This window comes from Streptomyces sp. NPDC048182, from assembly GCF_043202555.1.
In the GTDB taxonomy this organism is placed as follows: Bacteria; Actinomycetota; Actinomycetes; order Streptomycetales; family Streptomycetaceae; genus Streptomyces.
The window spans coordinates 1509-2851 of sequence record NZ_JBIDAQ010000034.1 but is presented as its reverse complement, the minus strand read 5'-3'; the positions used below and the strand labels follow the sequence as shown (position 1 = coordinate 2851).

Sequence of the window (1343 nt, the reverse complement as noted above, 5' to 3'; positions counted from 1 at the left end):
CGTTATGCTGCAATGACACGACTTCGGCGGTACGCTTGAGCCCCGCTACATTGTCGGCGCGGAATCACTAGACCAGTGAGCTATTACGCACTCTTTCAAGGGTGGCTGCTTCTAAGCCAACCTCCTGGTTGTCTGTGCGACTCCACATCCTTTCCCACTTAGCGTACGCTTAGGGGCCTTAGTCGATGCTCTGGGCTGTTTCCCTCTCGACCATGGAGCTTATCCCCCACAGTCTCACTGCCGCGCTCTCACTTACCGGCATTCGGAGTTTGGCTAAGGTCAGTAACCCGGTAGGGCCCATCGCCTATCCAGTGCTCTACCTCCGGCAAGAAACACACGACGCTGCACCTAAATGCATTTCGGGGAGAACCAGCTATCACGGAGTTTGATTGGCCTTTCACCCCTAACCACAGGTCATCCCCCAGGTTTTCAACCCTGGTGGGTTCGGTCCTCCACGAAGTCTTACCTCCGCTTCAACCTGCCCATGGCTAGATCACTCCGCTTCGGGTCTTGAGCGTGCTACTGAGTCGCCCTGTTCGGACTCGCTTTCGCTACGGCTTCCCCACCCGGGTTAACCTCGCAACACACCGCAAACTCGCAGGCTCATTCTTCAAAAGGCACGCAGTCACGAGAACAAGGCAAGCCTTGCTCCGACGCTCCCACGGCTTGTAGGCACACGGTTTCAGGTACTATTTCACTCCGCTCCCGCGGTACTTTTCACCATTCCCTCACGGTACTATCCGCTATCGGTCACCAGGGAATATTTAGGCTTAGCGGGTGGTCCCGCCAGATTCACACGGGATTTCTCGGGCCCCGTGCTACTTGGGTGTCTCTCCAACGAGCCGCTGACGTTTCGACTACGGGGGTCTTACCCTCTACGCCGGACCTTTCGCATGTCCTTCGCCTACATCAACGGTTTCTGACTCGTCCTGTCGCCGGCAGACGACAGAAGAGAGATCCCACAACCCCGCACACGCAACCCCTGCCGGGTCTCACACGTATACGGTTTGGCCTCATCCGGTTTCGCTCGCCACTACTCCCGGAATCACGGTTGTTTTCTCTTCCTGCGGGTACTGAGATGTTTCACTTCCCCGCGTTCCCTCCACACTGCCTATGTGTTCAGCAGCGGGTGACAGCCCATGACGACTGCCGGGTTTCCCCATTCGGACACCCCCGGATCAAAGCCTGGTTGACGACTCCCCGGGGCCTATCGTGGCCTCCCACGTCCTTCATCGGTTCCTGGTGCCAAGGCATCCACCGTGCGCCCTTAAAAACTTGGCCACAGATGCTCGCGTCCACTGTGCAGTTCTCAAACAACGACCAACCACCCATCACCCCGGATT

The 1343-nt window shown here is 57.6% G+C and carries 1 rRNA gene (only partly in view); it reads right to left on the bottom strand.

From position 1 onward, the window contains the following. Positions 1 to 1281: ribosomal RNA gene (locus ACGFZL_RS32050) — 23S ribosomal RNA — on the bottom strand (it extends 1269 nt beyond the left edge of the window). Positions 1282 to 1343: the final 62 nt, after the last annotated feature.